This window comes from Mesorhizobium sp. IMUNJ 23033, from assembly GCF_044778005.1.
Lineage (GTDB): Bacteria > Pseudomonadota > Alphaproteobacteria > Rhizobiales > Rhizobiaceae > Mesorhizobium > Mesorhizobium amorphae_A.
In genome coordinates, this window is record NZ_JBJACT010000007.1 from 125,908 (window position 1) to 146,213 (window position 20,306).

The window sequence follows — 20,306 nt, forward strand, 5'->3', positions numbered from 1 at the left end:
TCGTGCAGTGACGATCGGGTCTTGGATCGAGACATCGCGGTCGGCCAGCCGGTTGGCGCGACCGGAAGGGACTACCCCTTCAGCATCGCCGCCACTTGCGGCGCGAAATAGGTGAGGATGCCGTCGCAGCCGGCGCGCTTGAAGGCAAGCAGGCTCTCAAGCATCGCCTTTTCGCCGTCGATCCAGCCATTGGCGGCCGCGGCCTTGATCATCGAATATTCGCCAGACACCTGATAGGCGAAGGTCGGCATCTGAAGCTCGTCCTTCAGCCGGCGGATGATGTCGAGATAGGGCAGGCCGGGCTTGACCATCAGCATGTCGGCGCCTTCGGCGAGGTCCTGTACCGCCTCGCGTACCGCTTCGTCGGAATTGGCATGATCGATATAGTAGGTCTTCTTGTCGCCCTTGAGCAGTCCGGCGGTGCCGACCGCTTCGCGATAGGGGCCGTAGAAGGCGGAGGCGAATTTCGTCGCATAGGACATGATCGCCACGTCCTGGAAACCGTTGGCGTCGAGCGCGTCGCGGATGGCGCCGATGCGGCCGTCCATCATGTCGGAAGGCGCGATGATGTCGGCGCCGGCGGCAGCCTGGATGACGGCTGCGGCGGTGACCTGTTCCACCGTCTCGTCATTGACGATGATGCCGTCGCGCAGGATGCCGTCATGGCCGTGGCTGGTGAACGGGTCGAGCGCGGCGTCGGTGATGAGGCCGATCTCCGGCACCGCATGCTTGATGGCGCGAGTGGCGCGGTTGACGATGTTTTCGGGATCGAGAATGTGCGAGCCGGTCTGGTCGCGCAGGGAAAGTTCGACATTGGGGAAGGTGGCGATCGCCGGAATGCCAAGCTTCGCCGCACGTTCGGCCTCCTTGACCGCATGGTCGAGCGACAGGCGGAACACGCCGGGCATGGCGGCGATCGGCTCGCGCACATTCCTGCCGTCGACGACGAAGATCGGCCAGATCAGATCGTCGACCGAAAGTCGGTTCTCCTGCACCAGCCGGCGCGACCAGTCGGCCTTGCGCATGCGCCGCAAGCGGCGGCTGCCGGTGATCTCGTCGACGCTGCGCGCGCCGGCAGGCTTTGCGGGGGTGAATCTGTTCATCGCCAAACTCTCGTTTGGCCGGCTTTTTACCACGCACCTCCGCCGCTGACCAATGCGACACGATTGTGCCAGGCTTCAATCGGGCTGCCCGTTCCCCGACAGCACCTGCGCGGCTCCGCGCGTGGCAACGCGGAATGCCTCGTCAAAACTTACGCCGCGCACTTGCCAGGCATAGGTCTTGCCTTCCATGGCCAGCCGCCAATCGGCGATCCAGCCCAGTTCCTTGTCGCTCCACACGATGCTGCCGGCCAACGCCCGGTCGGCTCCGGCCTTTTTTGCGAGTTGGTCGAGCATGGTGATGTCAGCGGCACGCAGCGCCTTTTCGTCTGTGCTGGAAAGCAGCACTGCCGGCGGAAAGACGATGTGCATCAGGAGCGGTCCGGTGGCATTGACGAAGGATTCCCGCATCGCCTGCGCACGCGGATCGTCGGCCGTCAGCACGAAACGCTTGGCACCTTGTTCGGTAGCGAGGAATACGGCGAGCCGCGACCGCTCGCCAAGCCAAGGCTTGCTACCCAGCTGAGTGAGCAGCTTGTCGATCACCTCCGGTTTGTAGAGGCAGGTGAGGTCGTGCGGCCGGTCATGCGTGCCTTGCTCGTCATGCACCGGAATGCCTTCCAGCCGGTCGCGGTAGCGGAAAGAGTCGACGAAATCGCCGGCCTTGTCGCGCAGAGCCAGCATTTCCGGCTTCTGCGGCAGGCGCTGATCGCCGGAAACCCTGACCAGCACCCGGTCCAGGCAGTCCCTGAAGCCGATCTGGCGGTTCACTTCGCCCTGGCCGGTGACGATGGTCTGCGTCTGGTAGAGCTCTGCCGTGCCTGCCGCGTCTGCGGGCCGAACAATCGACAGCGCGGCCGTCAGGCCGATCATCGCAAGCACAAAGCGCGAAAACCCAAGCATGGCTTGCCGTCCGGTTCGAGGCGGCCACTTTTTAGCACCGGGCAAGGCCGGCCGCCAAGACGCCGCGCTTGCGCCGCCGGCATTGACGCGCCCGAGCGCCGCACTCACATCTAGCCCGCTGGGGCTTCGCATCAGCCCCAACTTCCCTGGGGCGTCAAATCGGGGGCGAAGAAGGAGCAACGCCATGAACCCTATGGCCTTCATCTGGCTCGTATACGCCGCCTGGATCCTGCTGATCGTCTATCTGACTGTCTCGGCGTTCGGCGCGAAACGCGATACCGAGCAGCACATGCCGCAGCGCCTGGGCCTGATGGTCGCCATGATTGCTGCTTTCCTGCTGCCGCGTCTGTCGATATTCCGGTTCGTCAACTTCGCCCCTGTAAACGCCGTCTTGAGCAGCATCGGTGTCGTCGTAACGGTTGCCGGGATGGCCTTCCTGGTCTGGGCACGACAAAGCCTTGGCGGCAATTGGAGCCAGATCGTTTCGTCCAAGCAAGGACATGAACTCGTGACCTCGGGCCCGTACCGCTTCGTGCGCCATCCCATGTACACTGGCGGCCTGGTCGCATGCTTTGGTTCGGAGATCGTGGTGGGCGGCGGCTTCGTTTTTCTGCTGGTCCTGCTGGGCGCGATCTTCCTCTGGCGCGTCGGCGCGGAAGACAGGCTTCTGGCAGGGCAGTTTCCCGAAGAATTCCCCGACTATGCGAGACGGACCAAGGCTTTGATCCCGTTCGAGTGGTAGCGCGCTGGTCGCAAACGACACCGCGATTCGGACCATGCGAAGCCAGCTATCGCGGCATCCGACAATTGACGTTCGTCCAGTCGCCGCTTAGCACTTCAGACCCGCACAAGCGGGGGAGGGATTCTCTGGCGATGGATTTTGATGGAGGCGACGAGATTCGCTTCGAACGGTTGGGCAGGGCCGGCGTCGTCACGCTGACGCGGCCGCAGGCGCTCAATGCCGTCACCCATCGCATGGTCAAGGCGCTCGACAAGGCGTTGCGCGCCTGGGAGCGCGATGACGGTGTCGATGTCGTCATCGTCAAGGCCGAGGGCAGGGCGTTCTCCGCCGGCGGCGATATCCTGCACATCTACGAAGCGGGCCGGGCCGGACAGCCCCCGGTCGAGTTTTTCGCCGACGAATACCGGCTGAATGCCCGCATCAACCGGTTCAAAAAGCCCTATGTCGCGCTGATCGACGGCATCGTCATGGGCGGCGGCGTCGGCATCTCGTTCCATGGTTCGCAGCGCGTGATGACCGAGAACGCCCAGTTCGCGATGCCGGAAGTCGGCATCGGCTTTTTCCCCGATGTCGGCGCCAGCCACCTTTTGCCCGACCTCGGCGGCAGCTTCGGCATGTATCTGGCGCTGACCGGAAACCGCATCCGCCATGGCGATGCGCTGTGGTCGGGCCTGGCCACCCACACCATCAAGGCCGAGGACCAGTCGGGTTTTCTCGATCGGCTCTGCGCGACCGGCGATCCGGAAACGGTGCTGCGCGGCTTTTTCGTCCCGGCAAAGCGCGAGACCGACCGGCCGGTGCTGGAGGCGATCTCCCGCCATTTCGCACAGCCGTCTCTGTCGGATATCATCGCCAGCCTGGAGCGGGCGGCGCCTGCCGACGAGTTCGCCGCAAAGACGCTGGCGACGATCAGGACGCGCTCGCCGACCAGCCTGCACGTCGCCTGGCGACAGATCGGCGCCGGGCTGACGCTGTCGATGGACGAGTGCATGAAGATGGAATTCCGCATCCTCAATCGGATGTTGGCGGGCCACGATTTTTACGAGGGCATCCGCGCCGCCATCATCGACAAGGGCTCGAAACCGCAATGGCTCCCGGAAAGCCTCGATGCGGTACGGGCAGCGGACGTCGACGCCTATTTCGTGCGGCTCGGCGACCGGGAGCTCGACCTGTGAGCGAGGTCACCTCCAGGCGCGTCGTGCTGCAGCCCTCGACCACCGAAATCATCTTCGCCTGGTTCCAACGCGTCGTCGCCGGCTACTGCCTGCTGTTCGGCATCCTCTACTGGATCCGGCTGATCGGCTTCTATCCTGGCCCGCTGTGGCGCTTCGACCTGATGCCGGTGCACTGGCAGGTGGCGGCGGTGATGCTCGCCGTCTTCTTTCCCTTCGCCGCCGCCGGCCTCTGGATGCTCGCCTCCTGGGGCCCGGTGATCTGGTTCATCTGCGCGGCGACTGAGGTCGTCATGTATGCCGGCTTTCCCAACCTGTTCGGCCACCGGTTGCTGATCATTGCCTCGCATGCCGCGGTGGCGCTGCTATACATCGTCTTCCGGGTGGTGATCTGGCTGCAGAAGCGCCGGGCCCGTCGGTAGCCGCCGCCAGCAGACCGCCCAATTTTGAACCTGCCAGGATTCGCCCGAAATCATTGGCTAAATCTTTAGGTTAATTATCCTTGCTCGGGTGACCGATCGTTAAGCCTCTTTCGAAACCTCTTACCGGTAAGCTCTTGTTAGCCTTGGCGTTTAAGTCGAATTTTATGAGTATTCGATAGTGTCGCGATCAAGGTGAAAAACAAAAAATCACCGGGCGACAAACGAGAGGCAAAGACAATGATCAATTCGCGTCCGGCGGCGAAGCCCGCCACCGTATCCGACGACCGCCGCGAGGCGATCCGTTCGCTGTACATGGAATCGCTGCAGCTGGTGGAGCGCCTGCACCGCCGCCTGCTTGACGTGATCAAGGACGAGTTCGACCGCAACGGCCGTTCCGACATCAACGCCATCCAGGCGCTGCTGCTGTTCAACATCGGCAATTCCGAGCTGACCGCCGGCGAACTGCGCTCGCGCGGCTATTATCTCGGCTCGAATGTCTCCTACAATCTGAAGAAGCTGGTCGACCTCGGCTTCATCAACCACCAGCGCTCGCGCATCGACCGCCGTTCGGTCCGTGTCTCGCTGACGCCGAAGGGCAACGAGGTGGCTGACGTCGTCGCCGGCCTCTACGAGCGCCATGTCGGCTCCATCGAGCAGGTCGGCGGCATCAACACCGACGAGTTCAAGCAGATGAACCGCGCGCTGCAGCGGCTGGATCGATTCTGGAACGATACGATCGCTTATCGGATGTAAGTCATCCGCATCACAACCGAAGCCGGGCCACAGAAGCGCGGCCGGGGAACAGCAGAGGATCGGTGCCGAAAAGCACCGGTCCTTCCTTTTGTGGTGCGGAAAACCTGTTGCAAAACTCTGACCGCCCCGTCGGCACGATCTTTGCCAGGTTTGCTTTCGCTGCAGCAGTGCCTAATGTCACGGCTTGGTGGGGAAGCGCATGATGCATCTGGGAAGACACTCGAAGATTTGCTCGGTTGCCGTGATGCTTTTGTGGGTCTCGCAAACGGCTTTCGCCGAGGAGTGGTGGAAGGATTCTTTCGCCACGGAAGGCAGCACCCAGTGCGACAACAATGACTCGATCGTGACGTTTACCGACAAGGCAGTGGAGATGTGGGAGGTCCGCTGCACGCTGGACAAGGTTCAGAAGATCAACCGCCTGGATGTCGTCATTCTGGACATGAGATGTACGGACGGCGAGAGCACGGACAAGAGACGGGAGCTGCTGCTCAAACTGGACAACAAAGTCCTGCGCTATCCTCAAAATGAGGTGTTGCAAAGATGCTCGGAATTGAAGGCGCAGCCAAGTCCGGTCCCCAAAGGTTGAAACTTCGCGCTGAGGGGGCATGAGATAGCCTGCAACTACGCGCGGCGATCGTCGGCGCGCGACTGTGGGGGGCAGGTCTAAGACCCGCTTCTGTCACCGGTGCCGAAAAGCACCGGTCCTTTCTTTTCGCGGCGCCGCCCGATGCAAATCGCGGGCCAAGGCCACGTTGCCGCCATAATCCCAGTGGAAGCGAGGATGCGGGTGATGCTGCGGGCCAGCGCTTGCGCTCACTCGATCCGGCATCGCGACAGCGCGTTTCACGCCCAAGTGATGCAGGTCATGGTTGGCTAATTGTTAACATTGCCAGCCCTAGAGTGCGGGCGTAATCGCCCGTTAGAGCGAACTGAGCGAGATCGAACACCGCTAAAATGTCTGGAACGTCCATGAGAACCAGCCGCCGTTTCTTCCTTTCCGGAGCCTCCGCGCTCGCCGCCGCTCTTGTGGCGAACAGCGCCAGCGCTCAGGACGTCATCGGGGATATCCTGAAGTCCTCGGGCCGCGGCAATTGGGACGACCAGTTCGACGCCCGTGCCAGCGAGGGCGGCAAGGTGGCTTCGACGCTGCCGATCTTCAGCCTGCAGACCGTCGCCTTCACCGAGCAGGCGGTGGCGCAATATCAGAACATCGTCGCCCAAGGCGGCTGGGGCGAGGTTCCCGCGACCAAGAAGCTGCAGCTCGGCGTCGACGACCCGGATGTGGTGCCGCTGCGCAAGCGCCTGATGATGTCTGGCGATCTGGCGCAGAGCGCCGGCATCTCGACCGCCTTCGATTCCTATGTCGATGCCGCGGTCAAGCGTTTCCAGGCGCGCCACGGCCTACCCGCCGACGGTGCGATGGGCAAATACACCTATACGGCGATGAACGTCTCGGCACAGATCCGGCTCGGTCAGTTGCAGACCAACCTGCAGCGTCTGCGTGAAAAGGCCGGCACGCTCGGCAACCGTTACGTGCTGGTCGACATCCCGGCTGCCCAGGTCGAGGCGGTCGAGAACGACCGCGTCGTGCTTCGCCACACCGCAGTCGTCGGCAAGATCGATCGCCAGACGCCGATCGTCAATTCCAAGATCAACGAGATCATCGTCAATCCCTACTGGAACGCTCCGGTCTCGATCGTGCGCAAGGACATCATTCCGCTGATGCGCAAGGACCCGAACTATCTCAAGGACAGCCATATTCGCCTGTTCGCGCCGGATGGCAGCGAGGTCGATCCGATGACAGTCGACTGGTCGACCGACGATGCGGAAAAATACCGTTTCCGCCAGGATCCGGGCGCCGGCAATGCCATGGCCTCGGTGAAGATCAATTTCCCGAGCCCGGACGGCGTCTATATGCACGACACGCCGCAGCAGAGCTTGTTCGGCAAGCTGATGCGTTTCGATTCCTCGGGCTGCGTGCGCGTCCAGAACGTGCGCGACCTCGTCACCTGGATCTTGCGCGACACGCCCGGCTGGGACCGCCAGCATTTCGAGGGCACGATCAAGACCGGCGAGAACACCCCGGTTCAGGTCGTCAACCCGGTGCCGGTCCACTTCCTCTATCTGTCGGCCTGGTCGACGGGGCCTGGCGTTGTACAGTTCCGCGACGACATCTATGGCCTCGACGGCAACGACGAGCTGCAGATCACGTCTTCGTTGTAAATAGCTGATATCTTTTTCGAAAAGGCCGCCGACTGGGCGGCCTTTTTGCTTTCCGCCACAGGCTGACGGCCTTCGCCAGAGACCTGGCTGGACGGCGCGGTTTCCATTGCGCATGGTCCGCCAACACTCGGAATCGCACCATGCATGTCGCCATCTTCATCCTGGTCGTGCTCGCCTTCGTCGCGCTTTCCGGCGCGTTGGTGCGGCTGGTGCGGGTGCCGCTGCCCATGCTGCAGATTGCAATCGGTGCCGCGCTTGCCTGGCCGGCGAGCGGCCTGCATGTCGAGATCGACCCCGAACTGTTCCTCCTGGTGTTCATCCCGCCGCTGCTGTTCAGCGACGCCGCCACCGCGCCGAAGCGTGAATTGCTGGCACTGCGCGGCCCGATTCTCGACCTTGCCATCGGTCTCGTCTTCTTCACCATCGTCGGCTTCGGCTACGCCTTGCACTGGTTGGTGCCGAGCATCCCGCTGGTCGTCGCCTTCGCGCTGGCCGCGGTGCTGTCGCCGACCGACGCGGTGGCCGTGTCCTCGATCGTCGACCGCAATGTGGTGCCGGCGCGGCTGATGCATATCCTCGAAGGCGAGTCGCTGCTCAACGACGCATCGGGCCTGGTCATGTTCCGCTTCGCCGTGGCAGCAGCGCTGACCGGCAGCTTTTCCCTGGGCGCCGCGTCGCTCGGCTTCCTCTACGCCGTGGCGGCGGGCATCCTGGCCGGCGTGGTGGCGTTGATCGTCGCCGCAAAGACACTGCAGCTCCTCAACCGCATCGGTGGCGTGCCGGCCGAGGCGCAGGTGCTGGTGATGATCCTGATCCCCTTCATCGCCTATCTCGGCGCCGAACATGCCGGCGCTTCCGGCATCCTGGCGGCGGTCACTGCCGGTGTGCTCACCAGCGGCTCCGGCATATTCCGCCATCTCGGCGTTTCGGCGCGCATGCAGACCATGTCGCTATGGACGACGCTGTCCTTCGTCTTCAACGGCGCGCTGTTCATCCTGCTCGGCCTGCAGCTTCCCGATATCATCCGCAAGGTGCCGCCCGAGCTTTCGAGCCGGCACTGGCTGATCGAGCCGGTCGCCACGGTGCTGATCCTCACCCTGTGCCTGATCGGCTTGCGCTTCCTGTGGATCTGGGTCGGCGACATTGCGCAGCGCCTTGCCGCGCGGTTTGGCAAGCGCAAGGCCGAACCGTTCGGTTTGCGCGTGCGGCTTGCCGGCTCGGTGGCCGGCGTACGCGGCGCGATCACTTTGGCCGGCATCCTGTCGCTGCCTTTGGCCATGCCTGACGGCTCGCCCTTTCCGGCGCGCGACATCGTCATTTTCCTAGCCGCCGGCGTCATCATCTGCTCGCTCTCCATCGCCAGCCTCGCCTTGCCGAAGATCGCGCGCGGGCTGGTCGAGCCGGGCGAGGATCCGGGTGCCGCCGAGGAGCGCCGGGCACGCGTCGGCGCGGCCAATGCGGCCATCGCCCGCATCGAGATTATCGCCAATGACGCAAGCGAAGGGGAGGCGGCCGATGCCCGCTTGGCCGTCGCCGACAGCATCGTCGCCGGCTACCGTCGCCGCATCGCCGCCTCCGACGAGGCCGATGAAGCCCGCGCCGAGGCTCGCGAAGCCGGGCGGCTGGAGTTGGAACTCCGCTTCGCCGCCATCGAGGCCGAGCGCACGGCCGTGCGCGCCATGTTGCGCAGCAGCAAAATCAACGACCATACGGCGCAGGCGCTGTTTGCCGAGATCACGCTGACCGAGGCCCTGCTGAAAGGCCGGCAGGAGCGGAAATAGAGGCCGCGCAGCCTTCCTGGCGCAATTCGGCCAGCAAATTTCGCGCCGCAAACGTGGCGAGGCGAAAACAACTGTGTTAATGGCGCGGCAATGCATGTCGCCCAAAAGTGTGCAGCGGTTTTGGGGCCACGATATGCATAAACAAATTGCCCCCGAACCCCGAGGATTTCAGTCCATGGCTACAGCAGCGGCAGTGTCGAACAAATTCGAATCCTTCTTCGAAACCACGCTGGAAGATGCCGATCCGGAGATTTTCGGCGCCATCCGCAACGAACTCGGCCGCCAGCGCCACGAGATCGAGCTGATCGCGTCGGAAAACATCGTCTCGCGCGCCGTGCTCGAGGCGCAAGGCTCGATCATGACCAACAAATATGCCGAGGGCTACCCGGGCAAGCGCTACTATGGCGGCTGCCAGTTCGTCGACGTGGCCGAGGAATTGGCCATCGAGCGCGCCAAAAAACTGTTCGGCTGCAACTTCGCCAATGTCCAGCCGAACTCCGGCAGCCAGATGAACCAGGCCGTGTTCCTGGCACTGCTGCAGCCCGGCGACACCTTCATGGGCCTCGACCTCAATTCCGGCGGCCATTTGACCCACGGCTCGCCGGTCAACATGAGCGGCAAATGGTTCAAGGTCGTCTCCTACGGTGTGCGCAAGGAAGACCATCTGCTCGACATGGACGCGATCGAGAAGACCGCGCATGAGACCAAGCCGAAGCTGATCCTGGCCGGTGGCACCGCCTATTCGCGCGTCTGGGACTGGAAGCGCTTTCGCGAGATCGCCGATGCGGTCGGCGCCTATCTGATGGTCGACATGGCCCACATCGCCGGCCTCGTTGCCGGCGGCGTCCATCCGTCGCCGCTGCCGCATGCCCATGTCGTCACGACGACGACGCACAAGTCGCTGCGCGGCCCGCGCGGCGGCATGATCCTGTGCAATGACGAGGACATCGCCAAGAAGATGAACTCGGCCGTCTTCCCGGGCCTGCAGGGCGGCCCGCTGATGCATGTCATCGCCGCCAAGGCGGTGGCCTTCGGCGAGGCGCTGAAGCCGAGCTTCAAGGTCTATGCCGAGAGCGTCGCGGCCAATGCCAAGGCGCTGGCTTCCAGCCTCAAGGAAACCGGCCTCGACATCGTCTCCGGCGGCACCGACAACCATCTGATGCTGGTCGATCTGCGCCCAAAGAACGCCACTGGCAAGCGCGCCGAGGCGGCGCTCGGCCGCGCCAACATCACCTGCAACAAGAACGGCATCCCCTTCGATCCGGAAAAGCCCTTCGTCACCTCGGGCGTGCGCCTCGGCACGCCAGCCGGCACCACGCGTGGCTTCGGCCAGGCCGAGTTCCGCGAGATCGGCAAGCTGATCGCCGAGGTGCTGGACGGGCTGAAAGTGGCGAATTCCGACGAAGGCAATGCGGCTGTCGAGGCGGCGGTGAAGGCCAAGGTCGTGGCTTTGACCGATCGCTTCCCGCTCTATCCCTATCTCGGTTGACCTGACGCCCCGCCTCATCCCTTATTGGCGATGACGAGAAGCGCCGCTCCTGCTGGAGCGGCGTTGCGGACAGGAGCCTTGATGATGCGATTTCTTCGACTTGCCGGCCTTGGCGTACTGGCCATGCTGCAATTGGCCGGCGTCGCCTCGGCGCAGACGACCACCCAGCCTGCGCCCCAGGCCACGGCACCCCAGCCCGCGGCACCGGAAGCCACCACACCCAAGACGGAAACCTTCGGCAAATGGTCGACGATCGTCGACGAGGTCAACACCGGCGAGGATGTGCGCAAGACCTGCGCCGCTTCGACCGCCTTCCTTGACGCGAACGGCACCAGCGGCACGCTGACGCTCGCCATCTCCAACGGCGACGTGCTGCCGCCCAACGGTTATCCGAGCCTCATCATTGCCTTGAGGAACAAGGAGTTGCCGACCGGCGAGAACATTCCCGCGGTGTTCGGCGACGACAAGGGCAAGGTCAAGGCGACGGTCAGCGCCGGCGACCAATGGATGATGAACAACAAGGCCGAGACGACGCTGGCAGTCCTGCGCGCCATGCGCCGCGCCGGCGCGCTCGACGTCGCTTTCGCCAACGCGCCGGTCGCGACCATCTCGATGGACGGCTTCACCAAGGCCTATCGCAGCCTCGGCGCATCCTGCGGCTTCCCGACCACCGACGTCGCGCCCTGACGCGGCGCGCCGGCAAGGAGCCGCGCCATGGACATCCTCTGGAAAGGTGTGGTCGGCGGCCTGGTCACCGCGCTGATTGTCTGGGCCTCGAAGCGCGGCAATGTCTTGCCCGGCATCCTGCCTTTGGCACCGACCTTCGCGGTGATCGCGCTGCTCGCCGTCGGCGCCAAGGGCAACCCGACCGGTTTTCGCGAAGCCTGCCTTGCCGGTTTCAAGACGATCCCTGCCTATCTCGCCTTCCTCGGCGCCTGCTGGCTGTTCATCGACCGCATCGACTACCGGCTCGCCGTTCTCGGCGGCATCGCGGTGTGGCTGGTCGCGGCGCTGGCAATCTTCCTCGCGCCTCGCTATCTCTGAGGCACGGAAGGCCGTCCGTGCTTTGCCATTGCGGCAAAACCCTCTAAGCCTTCCGTCTCACGAGAATCGCGAACCGAAGGCTGTCCATGCGCTGTCCCTACTGCCAGTCCGAAGATACGCAGGTGAAGGATTCGCGCCCCGCCGAGGATGGCGCGGCGATCCGCAGGCGGCGCGTCTGCCCCGATTGCGGCGGTCGTTTCACCACGTTCGAGCGCGTGCAACTGCGTGATCTCGTCGTGGTCAAGAAATCCGGCCGCAAGGTGCCGTTCGACCGCGACAAGCTGCTGCGCTCGGTCGAGATCGCGGTGCGCAAGCGCAATGTCGACCCCGAACGCATCGACCGCGCCGTCACCGGCATCGTGCGCCAGCTCGAAAGTTCGGGCGAGACGGAAGTGGCTTCGGGCGAGGTCGGCCGTCTCGTCATGGAGGCGCTGAAGTCGCTCGACGACGTCGCCTATGTGCGCTTCGCCTCGGTGTACCGCAATTTCCGCGAGGCCAAGGATTTTCATGAGGTGCTGGGCGAGCTCAAGGGCGACGAGCTGAAGAGCGAAGAGGACGCCGGTTGAGCATGGCAAGCCCGACGCTCAGCCCGGCCGAACAGCAGGCCCTCGATCGCCGCTTCATGGCGGCAGCACTCAGGCTATCGCGCAAGAATGCCGGCCGGACCTCGACCAACCCTTCCGTCGGCACGCTGATCGTGCTCGATGACGGTACCGGGCCGATGATCGTCGGCACCGGGGTCACCGCGGTCGGCGGGCGTCCGCATGCCGAGACCGAGGCCTTGGCCGAGGCCGGTGAACTGGCTCGCGGCGCCACCGCCTATGTGACTCTGGAGCCTTGCGCCCATCACGGTCGCACGCCGCCTTGCGCCAATGCGCTGGTTAACGCAGGCGTCGCGCGCGTGGTTGGTGCGGCGAGCGATCCCGATCCGCGCGTTTCCGGCCAGGGTTACGCGATCCTGCGTGCCGCAGGCATCGAGGTGGTCGAAAAAGTGCTGGCGGCGGAGGCTTCGGAGCAGATGGCCGGCTATCTGATTCGGTCGCTCAAGAAACGCCCGGAAGTGATTTTGAAACTTGCGCTTTCCAGCGACGGCAAGATCGGTGTGGAAGGCGAGGGGCAGGTTGCGATCACCGGCGAGATCGCGCGGCGCGAAGTCTATCTGATGCGGGCCGAGGCCGACGGCATCCTGGTCGGCATCGGCACCGCGCTGGAAGACAATCCGGCGCTCACCGTGCGATTGCCCGGATTGGAGAACCGTTCCCCGGCGCGCATCGTGCTCGACCGTCAGATACGCTTGCCGGAAGCCGCGAAACTGGTCTCCGGTGTCGACCGCGTCCCGCTCTATGTCGCCGCTTGCCTGGAGGCTGACCCGCACCGGCGCGCCGCGCTCGAGCGCGCCGGCGTCCGCTTCATCGGCACCGAGACTCATGAGGGTGGCGTTGCCTTGCCCGAGCTGCTGGAAGATCTGGCGGCGCTCGGCATGGCCAGCGTGCTGGTCGAGGGCGGCGCCAAGGTGGCCAAGGCGTTCCTCGCCGACGGACTGGTCGACCGCATCGTGCTGTTCCACGGACCTGAGGCGATCGGCGAGGGCGGCATTGCATCGCCCATCGACGCCAACCATATCCCGGCGGGCTTTCGCAAGCTGCGCGACATGCAGTTCGGCGAAGACAGCTATCTGGAGTGGGTGAGGGACATCTGATGTTCACCGGAATTGTCACCGATGTCGGTAGCGTCGCTGCCGTCAGGCCGCTCAGGGAAGGGGTGGGCCTGCGCATCGACACCGCCTACGATCCCGAGACCATTGCCATCGGTGCGTCGATCTCCTGCGGAGGTGTCTGCCTGACGGTAACGGCGCTGCCAGACGGTGGTTCGAACGCGCGCTGGTTCGAGGTCGAGGCCTGGGAAGAAGCATTGCGGTTGACGACAGCCGCCGGATGGAAATTGGGCACGCGCATCAATCTCGAACGGGCGCTGAAGATCGGCGACGAGCTCGGCGGCCACATCGTCTCCGGCCATGTCGACGGCACGGCCGAGATCGTGGCGCGCAAGGACGAGGGCGATGCCGTACGCTTTACGCTCGAAGCGCCGCGCGAGCTGGCCAGGTTCATCGCGCCAAAGGGCTCCGTCGCCCTCGACGGGACCTCGCTCACTGTCAACAAGGTCGAAGGCACCCGCTTCGATGTGCTGCTGATCCACCATTCGCTGACCGTGACCACCTGGGGCGAGCGTCAGGTAGGCGACCGCGTGAACCTCGAGATCGACACCATGGCCCGCTACGCGGCGCGCCTGGTGGAAGCGGCGAAAGAGGGGCTTTGAGCCACTATGGGAAATTAGACCGGGCCTGAACGTCCGACAAAGCTTGCGAATGCGGCCGCTTCGGCCTAAGTCACCGGCGATCCCCGGAGACATCTATGGCTGGCACATCCCAACACGGCAAAGCGTTTATCCGCCCGAAGAAGAAGGCCCACCTTCTCGTCATCGAGGCGCGGTTCCATGACGACCTTGCCGACGCGCTGCTCGAAGGCGCGACGAGCGCGCTGGACGAAGCCGGCGCGACCTATGATGTCGTCACCGTTCCAGGCTCGCTGGAGATTCCAGCCGTGATCACGTTCGCCCTCGATGGTGCTGCCGACGGTGGCACCGGCTATGACGGTTTTGTTGCGCTTGGCACCATCATCCGCGGCGATACCTATCATTTCGACATCGTCGCCAATGAATCCAGCCGTGCGCTGATGGACATTTCGGTCCAGGATTCGGTCTGCATCGGCAACGGCATCCTGACCACCGAGAACGATGCGCAGGCCTGGACGCGCGCCAAGCGTTCGGAAGGCGACAAGGGCGGCTTTGCCGCGCGTGCGGCGCTGACCATGATCGCTCTCAAAGAGCAGTTGGGAGCGCGATCGTGAGCGAACCCGCTGCGCCCGGCCAGCCCGCGATACGCCACGCCAACAAGCGCGGCGCCGCCCGTCTCGCCGCCGTGCAGGCGCTCTACCAGATGGACGTGGCCGGCAGCGGCATCTTCGAGATCACGGCGGAGTATGAGGCCTTCAGGCTCGGCAAGGAGGTCGACGGCGCGCTCTATCGCGAGGCCGACGCGCAGTGGTTTCGCGCCATCCTCACCGGCGTCGTCGAAAACCAGAAGACCATCGATCCGGTCATCCGCCAGGCGCTGACCGACGACTGGCCGCTGTCGAGGCTGGATTCGACGCTGCGCGCCATCCTGCGCGCCGGCGTCTATGAATTGATGAAGCGCGACGACGTGCCGGTCGCCGTCATCGTTTCGGAATATGTGGATATCGCCAAGGCCTTCTACGAGGAAGATGAGCCGAAGCTTACCAACGCCGTGCTCGATCGCGTGTCACGCCGGGTGCGCGGCGAGGGCCGCGGCAAGGACGCTTCGTGACGGCCGCGGCTGTCGTCGCCGAGGCAAGCAGGGAAGCACGCCGCACGGCATTCATCCTTGCCGCCGCGCAGGCGATCATCGGTTCGGCCGCACCTATCGCCATTTCCGTGGGCGGGCTGGCCGGCCAATACCTGCTCGCCGCCGACAAGTCGCTGGCGACGGCGCCGATCACCGGCTTCAATGTCGGTGTGGCGCTCGGCGCACTGCCGGCTGCCGCAATCATTCGCAGCCTCGGCCAGCGCGGCGGTTTCATGACCGGCACCATCATCACCGCGCTCGGCGGGCTGGTCGCTACGCTGGCGCTCTTCCATCCGAACTTCTGGCTGTTCGCCTTCGGCCTGGCGGTGCTTGGGATCGGCGGCGCTTTCGTCCAGCAGTTTCGCTTCGCCGCCGCCGACAATGCACCTTCGGAATTCAAGGCGCGTGCCATTTCCTTCGTGCTGGCCGGCGGCATCGTCACCGCCATACTCGGGCCGCAGATCGTCATCTTCACCCGCGAATTGTTCGCGCCGGTGATGTTCGCCGGCTCGTTCGCGTCCATCCTCGTGCTGGCGGCTGTCGGCGCCATCATCCTCTCGTTCCTGCGCATTCCGTCCCGGGCTCCCGGCAAGGCGGAGATCGCCGACAACGACGCGCGGCCGCTCTCCGAGATTGTCACCCGGCCGCGTTTCGTCGCGGCGCTCTTCTGCGCTGTCGGCAGCTACGCGCTGATGAGTTTCGTCATGACCGGCGCGCCACTCGCCATGGTCGGCTGCGGCCTGTCGACCGACGATGCGATGCTCGGCATTTCCTGGCATGTCATGGCCATGTTCGCGCCGAGCTTCTTCACCGGTTCGCTGATCCACCGCTTCGGCGCCGAACGCATCGTCGCCGCCGGCCTGATCCTGCTCGTTGCTTGCGCCGTGGTAGCTCTGTCGGGTCTGGCGCTATGGCAGTTCTGGACGGCGCTGATCCTGCTCGGCCTTGGCTGGAATTTTGGCTTCATCGGCGCCACAGCCATGGTCGCCGACAGCTACCGGCCATCGGAAAAGGGCAAGGTGCAGGGCTTTCACGACTTCGTCCTGTTCGGCTCCGTCGCCTTCGCCTCGCTGATGTCGGGCGCGGTCTACAACGCCTGGGGCTGGGAGATGCTGAACTGGATCGTCTTCCCGGTTACCGCGCTCTGCTTCGTGGCGCTGGGTGCGCTGAAGATGACGAGCTTGCGCCCGGCCACCTGACACCACCTTGTCTGGATGGGCGGCGTCGGATTGGGCCAGCCCGCACAAAATTATTGCGTGCATCCCTCTTGTTATGAAACCGTGTGCCCCGACGGAGCGTTGAAGCCATGCTCATATGCGGCGACCGTAATCCGGTTCACAGCAAGGGATTCCCATAATGTTTTCAATCAAGCTTCTGGCCGGCGCCGCGCTTGCGCTCGGTATTTCCGCGGCCTCGGCAAATGCCCAGGTGGTCGTGTCGTCGAAGATCGACACCGAGGGCGGCGTGCTCGGCAACATCATCCAGCTTGTGCTGAACGCCAACAACATCAAGACCACCGACCGCATCCAGCTCGGCGGCACGCCGGTGGTGCGCAAGGCGATCAGCGCCGGCGAGATCGACATCTATCCCGAATACACCGGCAACGCCGCCTTCTTCTTCGAGAAGGCCGACGATCCGGTGTGGAAGGACGCCGCCAAGGCTTACGAGACCGCCAAGAAGCTTGACTATGACGCCAACAAGATCGTCTGGCTGTCGCCGTCGCCAGCCAACAACACCTGGGCGATCGCGCTGCGCAAGGAAGTCGCCGACGAGAACAAGCTGGCGTCGCTCTCCGACTTCGGCAATTACGTCGCCGGCGGCGGCAAGGTGGTGCTCGCGGCTTCGGCAGAGTTCGTCAATTCGGCGGCTGCACTGCCGGCCTTCCAGACCACTTACGGCTTCACGCTGAAACCCGACCAGTTGATCACGCTCTCCGGTGGCGACACCGCCGCGACCATTGCGGCGGCGGCCAACCAGACCAATGGCGCCAATGCCGCCATGGTCTACGGCACCGACGGTGGCATCGCGCCCTCCGGTCTTGTCGTGCTCGACGACGACAAGGGCGTGCAACCCGTCTACCAGCCGGCGCCGATCATCCGCGAGGCGGTGCTGAAGGAGCATCCCGAGATCGAGACGTTGTTGAAGCCGGTCTTTACCAAGCTCGACCTCGTGACGCTGCAGGAACTGAACGGCCGCGTCCAGGTCGGCGGCGAGCCGGTCAAGGGGGTGGCGGAGGACTTTTTGAAGAAGAACGGCTTCCTCAAGTGAGGCGATTGCGGCGCGCCCTATCGGGGGAGCGCCGTATCGACTGATGGGAGAGGGCGTGCGCATTCGGTTCGACAAGCTCGGCGTGGTCATCGCCGCGATCGCAACCTATGCGGCGCTCGTTGCGCCGTTCGCCACCTTCCGCGCCAACCGCATCGTGCCCGGCGAGGCGCGCTCCATCCTCGAGGCGTTGCCGACGGCGGTCGGGCCGCTGCTGCTGGCGATCGTGATCGTCGGCGCGCTCATTGCCTTGCTGAAAACGCCGCTCGTCCTGCGCCTTGCCGCCAGCGTAGTCGCGCTCGCGGCGCTCGCCATCCTGATCGGCATCGCCGGCAGCTTTCTCACGCCGGCGGGCAACACCTTCGCTCGCATTTCGCCGGCCTCCGGCTTCTGGCTGCTCATCTTCGCCTTCACACTTCTGCTGGCCGACGTGCTGACGCGTCTGAACCTATCACCCTGGGCGCGCGTCGGCGTGCTGGTCGTTGCGGCTCTGGCCATCGGCCTGCTGTTGATATCGGGGCAATGGAACAGCCTGTCGATCCTCAAGGAATATGCCAACCGTGCCGACAGTTTCTGGGCCGAAGGCTCCAAGCACGTCACGCTGGCGCTGGGTTCGCTGGCCGCCGCAGTGATTGTCGGCCTGCCGCTCGGCATTCTCTGCCACCGCATCGAAAAATTGCGGGCAGGGGTGCTCAACGTGCTGAACATCATCCAGACCATCCCCTCGATCGCGTTGTTCGGCCTCTTGATCGCGCCGCTCGGCTGGGTCGCCGCCCATGTGCCGGGTGCTGCCGCGGTCGGCATTCGCGGCATCGGCACAGCCCCCGCCTTCGTCGCGCTGTTCCTCTATTCGCTGCTGCCGGTGGTCGCCAACACGGTGGTCGGCCTCGCCGGCGTGCCGCGCGCCGCCAACGACGCCGCGCGCGGCATGGGCATGACCGACCGCCAGCGCCTGTTCGGTGTCGAGTTTCCACTGGCCTTTCCGGTCATCCTGACCGGCATCCGCATCGTGCTGGTGCAAAATATCGGCCTCGCCACCATCGCGGCGCTGATCGGCGGCGGCGGTTTTGGCGTGTTCGTCTTCCAGGGCGTAGGCCAGACGGCGATGGATCTGGTGCTGCTGGGCGCCGTGCCGACCGTGGCGCTGGCCTTTGCCGCGGCCATCATCCTCGACGCAGTGATCGAAATGACCGCCACCAAGCGCAGGGTTGAAACGGCATGATCGAGATCGAAGGCATTACCAAGCGCTATGACGAAACGACCGTCGTCGACGACGTTTCGATGGTGATCGAGCCGCGCACGCTTTGCGTCATCGTCGGCACCTCCGGATCCGGCAAGACGACGCTGTTGCGCATGATCAACCGGCTGGTTGAGCCGACCGCGGGCGTGATCAGGCTCGATGGCGCCGACAACCGCTCGTTGCCGGGCTATGAGCTGCGCCGTAGCATCGGCTATGCCATTCAGGGCCACGGCCTGTTTCCGCACCGCACCGTGGCGCAAAACATTGCCACCGTGCCGGTGCTGCTCGGCTGGGACAAGGCGCGTATCAAGGCGCGCGTCGACGAACTGATGATGCTCTACCAGCTTGATCCCGAGGCCTACGGGCCGCGCTATCCGCACGAACTCTCCGGTGGCCAGCAGCAGCGCGTCGGCGTCGCCCGCGCGCTCGCCGCCGAGCCCAACGTGTTGTTGATGGACGAGCCGTTCGGCGCGCTCGACCCGATCATCCGCACCAAGGCGCAGGAGGATCTGCTGGCGATCCAAAAACGCTTCGGTACCACCATCATCCTCGTCACCCATGACATGGAAGAGGCCGTGCATATGGGCGACAAGATCGCCGTCATGGATGCCGGCAAGCTTGTTCAGTATGCCAAGCCGGCCGAGATTCTGGCGAAGCCGGCCAGCGCCTTCGTCGAGACTCTTGTCGGCGCCAGCGAAAAACCGTTCAGGCTGCTGTCGCTCGGCCGCGTGCGCGACGCCGTGGAGAAGGGGTCCGCCGAAGGCGAGGCGATCCCTGGCGACGCCAGTCAGCGCGACGCGCTGGCCGAGCTGCTCTGGTCCGGCCGCCCGGCGCTGCCGGTCAAGGGCGAAGACGGCAAGCCGCTCGGTCGCGTCACGGTTGATGGCCTGGTTAAGCGCGCGGCGAGGCCGGCATGAAGGCCTGGCTGCCCTCGCTGCTCAGGCTTTTGCTGGTGGTGCTGCTCGTCGCCTTCGTCACCAATCCCGGCTGGTTCGAGCCACTCTTGAAGCCGCTGACCGAGAACGGCGCGCCGGCGATCTACAATCAGGGCAGCCTGCTGACGCTGACCTTGCTGCATCTGAGGACCGTACTGATTGCCACGGTGGCTGCCACCCTGGTCGCAGTGGCGCTCGCCATCCTCGTCACCCGGCCGGCCGGCGCCGAGTTCCTGCCGCTGTCGCGCAGCCTGGTCAATATCGGCCAGACCTTTCCGCCGGTGGCGGTGCTGGCGCTGGCCGTGCCGGCAGTCGGCTTCGGCGAAAAGCCGACGCTTATTGCGCTGTTTCTCTATGGCCTCTTGCCGATCTTCGAGAACGCGCTGACTGGTCTGACGACGCTGCCCGCCAATGTCATGGAGGCGGCGCGCGGCGCCGGCATGACCGGCTGGCAACGGCTCACCAAGGTCGAGCTGCCGCTGAGCGCCCCGATCATCCTCGGCGGCATAAGGCTGTCGGTGGTCATCAGCCTCGCCACCGCCACCATCGGCTCGACCGTGGCGGCAAAGACGCTGGGCGAGGTGATCATTGCCGGCCTGCTGTCGAACAACCTCGCCTTTGTCCTGCAGGGCGGCCTGATCGTCGCGGCCCTTGCGGTACTGATCTATGACGGCCTTTCGGCCATCGAGCGTTACACCGCGCGTCGCATGGGGCAGCAGACGGCGTAGCGCCGCCTGAGATGAGACCGACGGCGATCTCAGCCGGGACTGATTCCGTAACGTCTTTTCAATCGATCTAATTCGACGAGGGCTTCAA

At 64.5% G+C, this 20,306-nt stretch carries 22 protein-coding genes; 20 read left to right on the forward strand and 2 right to left on the reverse strand.

What is annotated here, in order from left to right; genetic code table 11:
• Positions 1-71: 71 nt before the first annotated feature.
• Positions 72-1,103, reverse strand: coding sequence for a porphobilinogen synthase (gene hemB, locus ACFX5Q_RS11190; RefSeq protein ID WP_404277682.1), 1,032 nt, complete (start codon positions 1,101-1,103; stop codon positions 72-74).
• A gap of 75 nt (positions 1,104-1,178) precedes the next feature.
• Positions 1,179-2,003 carry a DUF2066 domain-containing protein gene (locus ACFX5Q_RS11195; RefSeq protein ID WP_404277684.1) on the reverse strand — a complete coding sequence of 275 codons (825 nt, stop codon included), beginning with the start codon at positions 2,001-2,003 and terminating at the stop codon, positions 1,179-1,181.
• Between the two features lie 184 nt (positions 2,004-2,187).
• Between ACFX5Q_RS11195 and ACFX5Q_RS11200 the strand changes: the two genes are divergently transcribed.
• The 20 genes from ACFX5Q_RS11200 to ACFX5Q_RS11295 all read left to right on the forward strand — a co-directional run bounded on the left by ACFX5Q_RS11200 (position 2,188) and on the right by ACFX5Q_RS11295 (position 20,218).
• On the forward strand, positions 2,188-2,745 hold the full coding sequence (locus tag ACFX5Q_RS11200; protein WP_404277686.1) for a methyltransferase family protein: 558 nt from the start codon (positions 2,188-2,190) through the stop codon (positions 2,743-2,745).
• A gap of 131 nt (positions 2,746-2,876) precedes the next feature.
• The gene (locus ACFX5Q_RS11205; protein ID WP_404277687.1) at positions 2,877-3,920 is read left to right on the forward strand and encodes an enoyl-CoA hydratase/isomerase family protein; all 1,044 of its coding nucleotides are present in this window, start codon (positions 2,877-2,879) and stop codon (positions 3,918-3,920) included.
• Positions 3,917-4,339: a DUF6163 family protein gene (locus tag ACFX5Q_RS11210; RefSeq protein WP_404277689.1), complete on the forward strand. Its 423-nt coding sequence runs from the start codon at positions 3,917-3,919 to the stop codon at positions 4,337-4,339. Before ACFX5Q_RS11205 ends, ACFX5Q_RS11210 begins: the two co-directional genes overlap by 4 nt.
• Before the next feature lie 237 nt (positions 4,340-4,576).
• Positions 4,577-5,092: a transcriptional regulator LdtR gene (gene ldtR, locus ACFX5Q_RS11215; RefSeq protein WP_006201915.1), complete on the forward strand. Its 516-nt coding sequence runs from the start codon at positions 4,577-4,579 to the stop codon at positions 5,090-5,092.
• Between the two features lie 199 nt (positions 5,093-5,291).
• Positions 5,292-5,678, forward strand: coding sequence for a hypothetical protein (locus ACFX5Q_RS11220; RefSeq protein ID WP_404277691.1), 387 nt, complete (start codon positions 5,292-5,294; stop codon positions 5,676-5,678).
• Positions 5,679-6,061: 383 nt separating this feature from the next.
• Positions 6,062-7,315: a murein L,D-transpeptidase gene (locus tag ACFX5Q_RS11225; RefSeq protein WP_404277693.1), complete on the forward strand. Its 1,254-nt coding sequence runs from the start codon at positions 6,062-6,064 to the stop codon at positions 7,313-7,315.
• A gap of 140 nt (positions 7,316-7,455) precedes the next feature.
• On the forward strand, positions 7,456-9,096 hold the full coding sequence (locus ACFX5Q_RS11230) for a Na+/H+ antiporter (RefSeq protein ID WP_404277697.1): 1,641 nt from the start codon (positions 7,456-7,458) through the stop codon (positions 9,094-9,096).
• A gap of 175 nt (positions 9,097-9,271) precedes the next feature.
• Entirely contained in the window at positions 9,272-10,585 is a 1,314-nt protein-coding gene (glyA, locus tag ACFX5Q_RS11235; protein ID WP_006201910.1) for a serine hydroxymethyltransferase, read from the forward strand.
• Between the two features lie 84 nt (positions 10,586-10,669).
• A complete protein-coding gene (locus ACFX5Q_RS11240; protein WP_404277954.1) occupies positions 10,670-11,272 on the forward strand; it encodes a hypothetical protein in 603 nt (200 codons plus the stop codon).
• A 27-nt stretch (positions 11,273-11,299) separates the two neighbouring features.
• Complete coding sequence (locus tag ACFX5Q_RS11245) at positions 11,300-11,629, forward strand: GlpM family protein (protein ID WP_404277699.1); 330 nt, start codon at positions 11,300-11,302, stop codon at positions 11,627-11,629.
• A gap of 86 nt (positions 11,630-11,715) precedes the next feature.
• Positions 11,716-12,195, forward strand: coding sequence for a transcriptional regulator NrdR (gene nrdR, locus ACFX5Q_RS11250; RefSeq protein ID WP_006201907.1), 480 nt, complete (start codon positions 11,716-11,718; stop codon positions 12,193-12,195).
• Positions 12,196-12,197: 2 nt separating this feature from the next.
• Complete coding sequence (gene ribD, locus ACFX5Q_RS11255; protein ID WP_404277701.1) at positions 12,198-13,328, forward strand: bifunctional diaminohydroxyphosphoribosylaminopyrimidine deaminase/5-amino-6-(5-phosphoribosylamino)uracil reductase RibD; 1,131 nt, start codon at positions 12,198-12,200, stop codon at positions 13,326-13,328.
• Positions 13,328-13,945: a riboflavin synthase gene (locus ACFX5Q_RS11260; RefSeq protein ID WP_404277703.1), complete on the forward strand. Its 618-nt coding sequence runs from the start codon at positions 13,328-13,330 to the stop codon at positions 13,943-13,945. Before ribD ends, ACFX5Q_RS11260 begins: the two co-directional genes overlap by 1 nt.
• 95 nt (positions 13,946-14,040) lie before the next feature.
• Positions 14,041-14,535, forward strand: a complete 495-nt coding sequence (ribH, locus tag ACFX5Q_RS11265; protein ID WP_006201904.1) for a 6,7-dimethyl-8-ribityllumazine synthase — start codon at positions 14,041-14,043, stop codon at positions 14,533-14,535.
• On the forward strand, positions 14,532-15,032 hold the full coding sequence (nusB, locus tag ACFX5Q_RS11270; protein ID WP_404277706.1) for a transcription antitermination factor NusB: 501 nt from the start codon (positions 14,532-14,534) through the stop codon (positions 15,030-15,032). The genes ribH and nusB overlap by 4 nt, the downstream gene beginning before the upstream one ends.
• Positions 15,029-16,249 carry an MFS transporter gene (locus ACFX5Q_RS11275; protein WP_404277707.1) on the forward strand — a complete coding sequence of 407 codons (1,221 nt, stop codon included), beginning with the start codon at positions 15,029-15,031 and terminating at the stop codon, positions 16,247-16,249. The genes nusB and ACFX5Q_RS11275 overlap by 4 nt, the downstream gene beginning before the upstream one ends.
• A gap of 157 nt (positions 16,250-16,406) precedes the next feature.
• Complete coding sequence (locus ACFX5Q_RS11280; RefSeq protein WP_404277709.1) at positions 16,407-17,318, forward strand: ABC transporter substrate-binding protein; 912 nt, start codon at positions 16,407-16,409, stop codon at positions 17,316-17,318.
• A gap of 43 nt (positions 17,319-17,361) precedes the next feature.
• Positions 17,362-18,537, forward strand: coding sequence for an ABC transporter permease (locus ACFX5Q_RS11285; protein ID WP_404277711.1), 1,176 nt, complete (start codon positions 17,362-17,364; stop codon positions 18,535-18,537).
• The gene (locus ACFX5Q_RS11290) at positions 18,534-19,472 is read left to right on the forward strand and encodes an ABC transporter ATP-binding protein (protein WP_404277713.1); all 939 of its coding nucleotides are present in this window, start codon (positions 18,534-18,536) and stop codon (positions 19,470-19,472) included. Before ACFX5Q_RS11285 ends, ACFX5Q_RS11290 begins: the two co-directional genes overlap by 4 nt.
• The gene (locus ACFX5Q_RS11295) at positions 19,469-20,218 is read left to right on the forward strand and encodes an ABC transporter permease (RefSeq protein WP_404277715.1); all 750 of its coding nucleotides are present in this window, start codon (positions 19,469-19,471) and stop codon (positions 20,216-20,218) included. The genes ACFX5Q_RS11290 and ACFX5Q_RS11295 overlap by 4 nt, the downstream gene beginning before the upstream one ends.
• Positions 20,219-20,306: the final 88 nt, after the last annotated feature.

Coding starts and splice junctions, on each gene's coding strand:
- hemB (WP_404277682.1), bottom strand. CDS start 1,103: ATGAACAGATTCACCCCCGCAAAGCCTGCCGGCGCGCGCAGCGTCGAC.
- ACFX5Q_RS11195 (WP_404277684.1), bottom strand. CDS start 2,003: ATGCTTGGGTTTTCGCGCTTTGTGCTTGCGATGATCGGCCTGACGGCC.
- ACFX5Q_RS11200 (WP_404277686.1), top strand. CDS start 2,188: ATGAACCCTATGGCCTTCATCTGGCTCGTATACGCCGCCTGGATCCTG.
- ACFX5Q_RS11205 (WP_404277687.1), top strand. CDS start 2,877: ATGGATTTTGATGGAGGCGACGAGATTCGCTTCGAACGGTTGGGCAGG.
- ldtR (WP_006201915.1), top strand. CDS start 4,577: ATGATCAATTCGCGTCCGGCGGCGAAGCCCGCCACCGTATCCGACGAC.
- ACFX5Q_RS11220 (WP_404277691.1), top strand. CDS start 5,292: ATGATGCATCTGGGAAGACACTCGAAGATTTGCTCGGTTGCCGTGATG.
- ACFX5Q_RS11225 (WP_404277693.1), top strand. CDS start 6,062: ATGAGAACCAGCCGCCGTTTCTTCCTTTCCGGAGCCTCCGCGCTCGCC.
- ACFX5Q_RS11230 (WP_404277697.1), top strand. CDS start 7,456: ATGCATGTCGCCATCTTCATCCTGGTCGTGCTCGCCTTCGTCGCGCTT.
- glyA (WP_006201910.1), top strand. CDS start 9,272: ATGGCTACAGCAGCGGCAGTGTCGAACAAATTCGAATCCTTCTTCGAA.
- ACFX5Q_RS11240 (WP_404277954.1), top strand. CDS start 10,670: ATGCGATTTCTTCGACTTGCCGGCCTTGGCGTACTGGCCATGCTGCAA.
- ACFX5Q_RS11245 (WP_404277699.1), top strand. CDS start 11,300: ATGGACATCCTCTGGAAAGGTGTGGTCGGCGGCCTGGTCACCGCGCTG.
- nrdR (WP_006201907.1), top strand. CDS start 11,716: ATGCGCTGTCCCTACTGCCAGTCCGAAGATACGCAGGTGAAGGATTCG.
- ribD (WP_404277701.1), top strand. CDS start 12,198: ATGGCAAGCCCGACGCTCAGCCCGGCCGAACAGCAGGCCCTCGATCGC.
- ACFX5Q_RS11260 (WP_404277703.1), top strand. CDS start 13,328: ATGTTCACCGGAATTGTCACCGATGTCGGTAGCGTCGCTGCCGTCAGG.
- ribH (WP_006201904.1), top strand. CDS start 14,041: ATGGCTGGCACATCCCAACACGGCAAAGCGTTTATCCGCCCGAAGAAG.
- ACFX5Q_RS11280 (WP_404277709.1), top strand. CDS start 16,407: ATGTTTTCAATCAAGCTTCTGGCCGGCGCCGCGCTTGCGCTCGGTATT.
- ACFX5Q_RS11285 (WP_404277711.1), top strand. CDS start 17,362: ATGGGAGAGGGCGTGCGCATTCGGTTCGACAAGCTCGGCGTGGTCATC.
- ACFX5Q_RS11290 (WP_404277713.1), top strand. CDS start 18,534: ATGATCGAGATCGAAGGCATTACCAAGCGCTATGACGAAACGACCGTC.
- ACFX5Q_RS11295 (WP_404277715.1), top strand. CDS start 19,469: ATGAAGGCCTGGCTGCCCTCGCTGCTCAGGCTTTTGCTGGTGGTGCTG.